8 protein-coding genes are annotated in these 8,871 nt (G+C 53.9%); 5 read left to right on the top strand and 3 right to left on the bottom strand.

All coding sequences use genetic code 11. The features are described from left to right. The first annotated feature begins 75 nt into the window (after nucleotides 1–75). Nucleotides 76–537, top strand: coding sequence for a DUF1566 domain-containing protein (locus tag R6U41_RS07840; protein ID WP_410269282.1), 462 nt, complete (start codon nucleotides 76–78; stop codon nucleotides 535–537). Here R6U41_RS07840 and R6U41_RS07845 read toward each other — a convergent pair. After that, nucleotides 516–3,731, bottom strand: a complete 3,216-nt coding sequence (locus R6U41_RS07845; protein WP_410269283.1) for a PAS domain S-box protein — start codon at nucleotides 3,729–3,731, stop codon at nucleotides 516–518. The genes R6U41_RS07840 and R6U41_RS07845 overlap by 22 nt on opposite strands. A gap of 307 nt (nucleotides 3,732–4,038) precedes the next feature. On the opposite strand from R6U41_RS07845, the gene waaF reads away from it, so the two are divergent. Beyond that, nucleotides 4,039–5,076: a lipopolysaccharide heptosyltransferase II gene (waaF, locus tag R6U41_RS07850; RefSeq protein ID WP_410269284.1), complete on the top strand. Its 1,038-nt coding sequence runs from the start codon at nucleotides 4,039–4,041 to the stop codon at nucleotides 5,074–5,076. A gap of 10 nt (nucleotides 5,077–5,086) precedes the next feature. Here waaF and mgtE read toward each other — a convergent pair whose 3' ends face one another. Both mgtE and R6U41_RS07860 read right to left on the bottom strand, forming a co-directional pair. After that, complete coding sequence (gene mgtE / locus R6U41_RS07855) at nucleotides 5,087–6,481, bottom strand: magnesium transporter (RefSeq protein ID WP_410269285.1); 1,395 nt, start codon at nucleotides 6,479–6,481, stop codon at nucleotides 5,087–5,089. A gap of 335 nt (nucleotides 6,482–6,816) precedes the next feature. Next, entirely contained in the window at nucleotides 6,817–7,632 is an 816-nt protein-coding gene (locus tag R6U41_RS07860) for a DUF3786 domain-containing protein (protein ID WP_410269286.1), read from the bottom strand. Nucleotides 7,633–7,735: 103 nt separating this feature from the next. Between R6U41_RS07860 and R6U41_RS07865 the strand changes: the two genes are divergently transcribed. From R6U41_RS07865 to R6U41_RS07875, 3 genes are all read left to right on the top strand, one after another. Further along, nucleotides 7,736–8,086, top strand: a complete 351-nt coding sequence (locus tag R6U41_RS07865) for a hypothetical protein (protein WP_410269287.1) — start codon at nucleotides 7,736–7,738, stop codon at nucleotides 8,084–8,086. A 143-nt stretch (nucleotides 8,087–8,229) separates the two neighbouring features. After that, nucleotides 8,230–8,406 (top strand): hypothetical protein, encoded by a 177-nt coding sequence (locus tag R6U41_RS07870; RefSeq protein WP_410269288.1) that lies wholly within the window; start codon nucleotides 8,230–8,232, stop codon nucleotides 8,404–8,406. After that, the coding region (locus tag R6U41_RS07875; protein ID WP_410269289.1) for a hypothetical protein at nucleotides 8,339–8,871 on the top strand (533 nt) is incomplete at its 3' end. The genes R6U41_RS07870 and R6U41_RS07875, both read left to right, overlap by 68 nt.

Here is an 8,871-nt window from a genome sequence, read left to right on the forward strand (position 1 = left end):
CACATTATACTGAACATAATTGCAATCAAAGACGACGCCCGGCCCGGCACCCTTTAAAATGAAAGCCGATCACTTTTGAAGCAGCGTTTTTGCGCAGACAACAACCTCGTAGTGGATGGGGCCACCGGCCTGATGTGGAGCCGGGATGCGGCACCAGCGGAATTTCCCCTGAACTGGCAGGAAACCTTTGCATTTTTGGAAGAACTCAATTCCCAAGGTTTTGAAGGCCATCAGGACTGGCGGCTGCCCAACAGAAGGGAGCTGTTTTCCTTAATCCGCCACGACCGCATCAACCCCGCCCTGCCTGCGGATCACCCTTTTGAAAACGTGTTTCCCGGGTATTACTGGTCTGCCACCACAAGCCTTTATGAAACCCGCTATGCCTGGGCCCTGTATCTCAAGGACGGGGCAGTGGGGGTGGGGTTTAAGGAAAATCCCGAATTTTTTACCTGGCCGGTGCGGGGCGGAAAAACGTTTCAAACCTCAGGCCAGCGGAAAAACCAGGCGGGCAGCACTTATTCGGCATCATCTGATTGATCCAGCAAAGCGCGCAAGGCTGCAGCCAGATCCGGGAAGTTAACCGGCTTTTCCATGTAGCGGGCAATGCCGAGTTCCCTGGCGGATTCTTCCGAAATTTTCTCACTGTAGCCGGTACACAAAATAATTTTCATGTCCGCCCGGATCTTTAGAATTTCCCGGGCCAGCACATCACCGGTCATCCCGGGCATGGTCATATCCGTGATCACCAGATCAAAACGGTTTGGCTCTGCTGCAAACTCCCGCAGGGCCGTGACCGGATCACGCCGGCACTCAACGCAGTATCCCAGCCGCTGGAGGCGGGTTTCGTTGAGCTGGATCACGGCATGCTCATCATCAATAAGCAAAATCCGCTCATTTCCGCCCGGCAGATCACTGGAACGTTTAGGCGCCGGCGAGGGGGCGGCCTCCTGCAAGGCCGGAAAATACACTTCAAAACATGAGCCGCTGCCGTTTTGGCTCTCCACCCGGATGCCGCCGCCCAGATCCCGGACTATGCCCAGCACAACAGACAGGCCCAGCCCCGTGCCCTTGTCCACGTCCTTTGTGGTAAAATACGGATCAAAAATCCGCTCCAGGGTATCTCCGGAAATACCGTGGCCGGTATCGCAAACCGTCAGTTTCACATAATCACCGGGCCCGAGGTCATAGCCGAATGCAACAATGGTCTGCGACAGGGTTTGTGTTTTCAGCAATACGCTCAGGGTGCCGCCGTTATCAGCCATGGCGTCGGCGGCGTTTTTGCACAGATTAATGATCAGCTGATGAATCTGTGTGGGATTGGCCCAAATTTGCGGCAGGTCCCTGCTGATATCTTCCCGGATCTCAATGTAGGAAGCGATGGTCGAGCGCATCATGCGCAAGCCCTCCCGGACCACCAGACTGATATCCTGGCCGCATTTTTCCTCCTCGCCCTTTCTGCTGAAGGTCAACAGCTGACGAACCACGTCTTTGGCCCGGAGCCCGGCCGCGCTGATCTGGTGCAGGCCCTTTGCCGCGGGATGGTCTTTGGGAATTTCGGACTGGACCAGTTCTGCATACCCCATGATAATGCTTAAAATATTGTTGAAATCATGGGCCACTCCGCCGGTGAGGGTTCCCAGCGCTTCAATTTTCTGGGCCTGGCGCAGCCGCCTTTCCAGTTTCTGCCGCTCTTCTTCCGTGGCTTTCTGCTGGCTGATATCACTTAAAAAATTCAGGGTGGCCGGACGGCCTTCCCATTGAATTGTCACCGCCTTGAGTTCCACCCATTTGACATCTCCGGAGCGGTCAATGATCCGGTATTCATAATCCGGCACCGGCTTACCCTCAAAGCGCTTGAGATAATTTTCACGCACCTTTGCCCGGTCAGCAGGATGAATAAATTCAATAAACTGCCTGGAACTGAGTTCCTCGATACTGTAACCGGTAAACTTGGTGGTCTGGTTGGCAAATTTCAGCACCCCGTCCTGGATCACGAAAATGGCCTCCTTGGCATTTTCCACCACCACCCGGTATTTTTCCTCACTCTGGCGCAGGGCCTCCTCGGCCTTTTTTCGCTCGGTAATATCCTCTATCATACCCATGCCGCCGACAATTTTTCCCGTGCTGTCCGCAGAAGGGGCAAACATGGCCCGCACCGGGGTTTGCTTTTTTGCTGTAACCGAGGAATAAAGAGCCTCGTAATACCCCGGACGACCCCGAAGGGCCGCCTCCACCGCGGATACCAGGTTTTTGTCCGGCAGTTCCAACATGTTGAGGCCCACGAGTTTGTCTCTGGCAGACCCGATGATATCCACAAACCGGTCATTGCACGCAGTGATCAGGCCCTGTGCATCAAAATGCAGCACCCCCAGCGGGGCGTTTTCAAACACCAGCCGGTATTTTTCCTCGCTTTGCCGAAGGGTGTTGTCGGCTTCCTTTTTTTCGGTGATATCCGTATGCGCCCCTGCCAGGCGAAGGGGAGTTCCGCTGGAATCCCGCAGGCATGCAGCCCTGCCCAGAACCCAGCGATAAGTGCCGTCTTTGTGCAAAAGCCGGTATTCCTCTTCTAACTGAAGCATTCCGGATTCATAAAACCGGTTAAAAGATTCCGTCACCCGGTTGTAATCATCGGGATGAATCCGGTCCTGCCAGTGTTCCAGGCGATTTTCCAGCTCATGGTCGGCATATCCGATAATTTCCTTCCATCGCCTGGAGAAAAACACTTCATTGGACTGCAGATCCCATTCCCAGATCCCGTCATTGGTTCCCCGGAGGGCCAGCTGAAATCGCTGCTGGCTGTTTTTCAGGGCCTGCCTGGCGGCCTCGGCCTCCCTGGCCCGGGTTTCCGCCTCCTGTATCCGGGTCCGCAGTTCATGGACCATGCTGGAAATGGCTTGCTTTAACTGGCGCATCTCGCCCCTGAAATACCCGGGAATTTCTGCATGGTAATCCCCCCCGGCAACACTTGCGGCAAAGCCCACCAGCCGGTTAATAGGCCCGGTGATGGTGCGCATCAGAAAAATAGTGCCGGTCAGGGCGATCAGGAAAATGGCTGCGCCCATAGAGATGATGGTCCATTTCAGCCGGTTCATCTGGGCATAAACATCATCGATATAAACCCCGGTTCCCACGATCCAGTCCCAGGGTTCAAAGAGCCGGACATAGGATTTTTTGGGGTGCAGGCTGTCTGTAATACCATCGGACGTGGGCCGGTGCCAGAAATATTCCACAAAGCCGCTGCCGTTTACGTCGGCCACTTCGGAAAATACCCGCAAAAAATGTCTTTTATCCCATTCAAACCGCTTTTCTTCGCCCGCCATTCCCATCTGCACGCTCACAGCGGTTTCATAGACCGGATCATCCATGATTCGTCCCTCGAGTTCGGGGGCAGCCGGGTGCATGATCATGCGGGGAAAGGGTCTGGAATTGTCGTTAATCCAGATATAGCCGTTGTCTGTAAAGCGCATGTGACGAATGCGCTCCATGGCGGCCTGCTGCGCTGCTTTCTGGTTCATGCCGCCGTTTTCCACCTGGCTCTGGTAGTCGGCCAGCATGCTGCACACCGAATCCACTAGATTTTTGACCGCCATTTTGCGGGAATCAAACAGGGCATCCTGTACAACCGGGAAGATAAAGGCAAACAAAAAGATCAGAAACAGCGCGATGATGCCCAGGGCAATGGCCAGGATTCTTGCAGCGGTCTTTTCCAGCAGGTTTCCGGAAAATGGCATGCGGCTCCCGAAGGTTTTTACGGTTTACAAAACAGCACCAGCGTCAGTAGTGCGATCAAATGGCCGCTTTGAATCTTTTCGGACAGCGGATGGATTTGTTAACCCGTAATACGCCGTCCGGGGGCTTTTTGAAACAATGTCCGGAGATAAACATACCCGTTTCATTGCAAAAAATAAACAATGAAAAATTGAGATTTACATATGGATTTTTGCATGTAGAATAACAAAAATCCGCACAGCCCGGCTCCAGAGGGCTGCGGGTGCAACCGCCTGCTTTCTTATCCGGCATGCTTTTTTCGGAGGTGAAATGAAAATACTGGTGTGCGGGCCTGCCTGGGTGGGGGACATGGTCATGGCCCAGAGCCTGTTTATGACATTGAAAAACCTGCATGACAACTGCGAAATCCACGTGCTGGCCCCGTCGTGGTCCATGCCGATTTTATCGCGCATGGACGAGGTGGATCAGGGGATTGTCCTGCCCGCGGGCCACGGGCAGCTGAAACTCAAAAAGCGCTTTGAGATCGGCCGGCAGCTTGCAGCCAACGATTATGCCCGGGCCATTGTGGTGCCGCGCTCCATCAAGCCGGCGCTGGTGCCCTTTTTTGCCCGCATCCCCGTGCGCACGGGCTACGGGGGCCAGGGACGCTTTTTTCTGATAAACGATGCGCGAAAACTGGACAAGACCCGGCTGACCATGACCGTCCAGCGCCAGGTGGCCCTGGGGTATCCGGCTGATGCCCCCCTGCCCCCGCAAACCATTCCCAGGCCGCATCTTCAGATTGATGCCGCCAATCAAAAACGCTTGTGCCGGAAACTGGGACTGAACCTTGACCGGCCGGTGATCTCCTTTTTTCCGGGCGCCGAGTACGGCCCGTCCAAGCAATGGCCCATTCAATATTTCCGGGAACTGGCCCTTCGACTCACAAAATCAGGCTACCAGGTCTGGATTTTCGGCAGCCCCCAGGACCGGCCCTGCGCTTCGGCCATTGCCGAAGGCAATCCCCCGCACGTGCACAGCCTGGCCGGGCAAACCTCGCTAAATGATGCCATTGACTTAATTGCACTGTCGTATATGACCGTGACCAACGACTCCGGGCTCATGCACATTGCAGCCGCCCTTGGCGTGCACGTGGAAGCCATATACGGCTCCACCACACCGGCATACACCCCGCCGCTAACAGACAAAAAAACCATCCATTACACCGGCATTGAATGCTCTCCCTGCTTTGCCAGAAAATGCCCCCTGGGCCACTTCAAATGCATGAAGGAAATTTTGCCGCAAGACCTGGAGGCCTCCATTCAAAGGACGGCCGCACAAAACCCGGCGCCCGAAAGCCGCCGGTAACACACACCGGCTATACCACGCCGTGCAGACCCAGGTACCAGGAGGCGATTCCGAAATAGATCACCACCCCGCCGATATCGGCCACCGAGGTCACCAGGGGCGCACTGGCTGTTGCCGGATCCAAGCGACACCGGGCGAGCAGAAACGGCAGGCTTATGCCCAGCAGGCTGCCAAACAGCACCACCGCAACCATGGCCAAAGACACGATCACCGCCACGTCCGGGCCGCCCCGGAAAACACCGATGAAGGACACGGCAACGCCCATGCACACGCCAATGGCCAGGGCAATACCGATTTCCTTTCCCACCATGCGCAGCCAGTCCTTGCGCACCACATCGCCGATGGCCATGGCCCGAACCATGAGGGTGGCGGACTGGGCCCCGGCATTGCCCCCGGAGCCAATAAGCAGCGGCAGGAAAAAGACAAGGGCCACGGTGGCCTGGATGGTATCCTCGTAATAGGCAATCCCGGCGCCTGAAAAAATGTTCATAAACACCAGGGCCAGCAGCCATGGCAGACGCTTCTGGATCAGCAACCAGGGGCTTGCATCCCGCAGGCCGATGTCCACCAGGTCGTCTGTGCCCGAACTCTGGCTGATGGATCCCATCCGGTGGAAGTCCTCTGTGGCTTCCTGCTCGATGACGTCATGGACGTCGTCAAAGGTCACAATCCCCACCAGGGCCTCATTGCCGTTTATCACCGGCATGGCCAGCAAGTCGTATTTGGCCATCTGCCGGGCCACGTCTTCCTGGTCGTCATCCACATTGGCGCAGATGGGATCCCTGCGCATGATGCTTTCAATGGACCGGTCCGGCCGGGCCAGGATCAGCTCCCGCAGGGAAACCAGCCCGAGCAGGCGCCTGTTTTCATCAATGACATAAGCGTAATAAATGGTTTCCTTGTCCGGGGCTTCCAGTCGGAGTTTTTCAATGGCCTGACGGGCGCTTAGATGCGGCTGCAGGGTGGCGTATTCGCTGGTCATAATCGCCCCGGCCGTATCCTCGTCATAGGAACTGAGCCTGCGGATATCCTCCCGCTCGGCTTTTGCCAGCAGATGCAGCAGGATTTCGCCCCGCTCATCAGGCATGGAATGCAACAGATCCACCCGGTCATCCGAAGGCATTCTGGCAATCACTGCCGCCAGCATATCATCGGCAAGCCCTGCGGCGATTTCCCGCTGAAGCTCGTATTCCATGTGCACGAGCACGTCCGCGCAGCACTGGGGGCTCAGGCGCGAAAACACATCAACGGCCTGGTCCGGCTCGAATTCGGAAAACTGCGACGCCAGATCCGCCGGGTGCTCGGCTTCACATAACCGGCGCAGCATATCGTCGTCTAAGTATTCAATGGTCTCGCCGTTTTCAGGCGCAAAGGCATTGATTGGAAACTTGAGGGGTTGATTCATGGTCCGGCCTCCTTGCACAAATCCCGCCCATTGTCAGAGGCGGGGCAAAAGACCGGAACCTATCAGGGGAAAATAAGGCGGAAATCCGGTATGCCGCCGCCTGACACCAAAGGCGGGTGATAAGAGATCATCTGATTTTTCAAAAAGATTGCAGACTTCAATAAGTGAGGACTACCACCTTCGTCATCCATGTGTGAACGCTCCGTAACCGGTTGACAATCGGATTTCGCACCCATGTGCAAAAATCCACCATAGCCATAAACGTATTTAATTTACTAAAAATCAGATCGGCTGTCAAACCAATTTTGCCCGCACCGTGCCCGCGGGCTTTTGCCTTAACAAAGCAAATCTTTTAAGTGTTCACTTAAAAACATAATCGACTCGATATCGAGATGCTCGGTAATGGTCTGATCAAAAAGCAGCCGCACTTCGGCCTCAAATCCGTCTTCCGGCTCGGCATCCCAGAAAACAAGCATGACCGGCACCCGCGGCAGCACCTGGAATAAAAACGCAAGGTCTGCTGTGCCATAATCCCCTGTCCGGTCGATGCCTCCGATTTCCCGGGCCCGTTTGGCAAGGGCGGCCGGGTTTCCGGAAAATTTTTCCTTTAACGGCGCCTCCACATGCGCGTTCATGGAAACCACCTTGGACACGGTATTTGGAAATTCCTTAAGACTTTTCCAGTTTCCAGAGGGCTTGGCACTGCCGCCCCGGGCCAAGTGGATATGCAGAAACACCTGTTCATTGCGGGTAATTTCAGATCCGTCGTTTTTGGTGATCCCTTCCGGGGAAATATGCACAACATCATTGAAATATGGCAGCTCCAGGACTTTTTGCCCTGCCCTTTCCACGATTTTTCCGCCGATTCTTTCCGGCAGATCGGCCATATCGATGGCAGCAGATCCCTGTCGCGCCCAAAAAAGGGCGTCTTCGGCCATGTCCCGCTTCAGCCACTTGCCCTGGCTGTATTGCGCCTCCAGCTCCCGGCTGCACCGCTGGATGGTTTCAGCATCCAGATGGGGACAGTTTTCCAGGGATAATTTTTCAGAAACCACCATGCCCGCAAACGCCATGCAGGAACGATAACCACAGTCCCCGCAGTTTGTCTGCGGCAGTACATCCCGGCACAAATCTATGACTGAAAGGGCCATATACCTGCTCCTTTTTTTATTCCAAAAACCGGTTTGCGTTTTATTATGTACTGCTGTCAAAGCCGCCTTATAACATAACCGCATCCAGGCGGTTTTCAACTCCATGGCAGAATTAACAGAATCGCAAAAAGCTTTTAACCCTGCTTGGTGTTTGTCAGGAAGAAAGCCCTTCAGCCGGGGGCGGGTTTTTTCGCTCCTGAGCCTTTTTGCGGATTCAGCCGATGCCTTCGCCAAAATTTCAAAAACTCGGGCTTTCGCCCTCAAACAGTTTGAAATTTTTCCGGCTCCGGCATCGGCTGAATTTTCCCGCAAAAACGATCAATGTCGCTTCAAAAACCCGCCTCCGCCCTCCAGGCTTCCTTGGCAAGCTGTGCTCAAATTCGATAACTTTGTAAAACACCCTTCCAGGCGAATCAACTCTTTAAATATCCAAATCCAAATAATCTCCCGGTAAAAAACAATTGTTGTTTGCTTATATTTCCAGTGCGTTGGCCATGGGGCGGGGCGGGTGGCAAAATCACCATTGGGCGGAAGGTAAACCTAAGCACTTTTTCCCTTCTCTACGGCTATGGGGACATCGAGATCGGGGATTACAGTATGATCGCTCAATATGTGGAGTTCGTCGGCGGGGAGCATAATTGCAACCGGCTCGACATCCCGATACGTTTCCAAGGCCGTACCGGGAGCAGTATATCAGTCAAGGAAGATGTCTGGATCGGTGCGCATTCTGTTATTTTGGGAGGCGTCACGATCGGGAAAGGAGCCTGTATATGATACGGGTGATGATGCAGAGGAACTTTCCCGTGATCTGGAACAGTACGATGCTGTGATTGCCTCCATGCACGGTACCCATGAAATACCCTCGCAAAGATATGGGCTGAAGCCGGAATACCTCCAATTGCTGCGTCAGATCTCACAGCTTAACAATATTGTGCTGGTTCATTTCGGGAATCCATATGGTTTAAATTATTATGAGGGATTGGATGAATTTTGGGCTGTTCTGACAGCTTACAATGACAAACCCATAACCCAGGAGATCACTGCCCAGACTATTTTCGGTGCTAACGAGATCAGCGGAGCCTTGCCGGTTTCCGTAAATGATCGCTTCAAAGTAAATAAGTTAATAACTTTATCACGTAATTTTGCAGTAGATAATAATAAACTAAAAAAAGAATTGGATTTTACATCAGAATACAACTTTAAAGAGGGATTAGAAGATTGCTATAATTATTATAATAA

This window comes from Desulfosalsimonas sp., assembly GCF_046483245.1.
GTDB lineage: Bacteria > Desulfobacterota > Desulfobacteria > Desulfobacterales > Desulfosalsimonadaceae > Desulfosalsimonas.

Bases quoted from the DNA above. Each gene is read 5' to 3' on its own strand.
- R6U41_RS07845 (WP_410269283.1), bottom strand. From the start codon at position 3,731: ATGCCATTTTCCGGAAACCTGCTGGAAAAGACCGCTGCAAGAATCCTG.
- waaF (WP_410269284.1), top strand. From the start codon at position 4,039: ATGAAAATACTGGTGTGCGGGCCTGCCTGGGTGGGGGACATGGTCATG.
- mgtE (WP_410269285.1), bottom strand. From the start codon at position 6,481: ATGAATCAACCCCTCAAGTTTCCAATCAATGCCTTTGCGCCTGAAAAC.
- R6U41_RS07860 (WP_410269286.1), bottom strand. From the start codon at position 7,632: ATGGCCCTTTCAGTCATAGATTTGTGCCGGGATGTACTGCCGCAGACA.
- R6U41_RS07865 (WP_410269287.1), top strand. From the start codon at position 7,736: ATGGCAGAATTAACAGAATCGCAAAAAGCTTTTAACCCTGCTTGGTGT.
- R6U41_RS07870 (WP_410269288.1), top strand. From the start codon at position 8,230: ATGATCGCTCAATATGTGGAGTTCGTCGGCGGGGAGCATAATTGCAAC.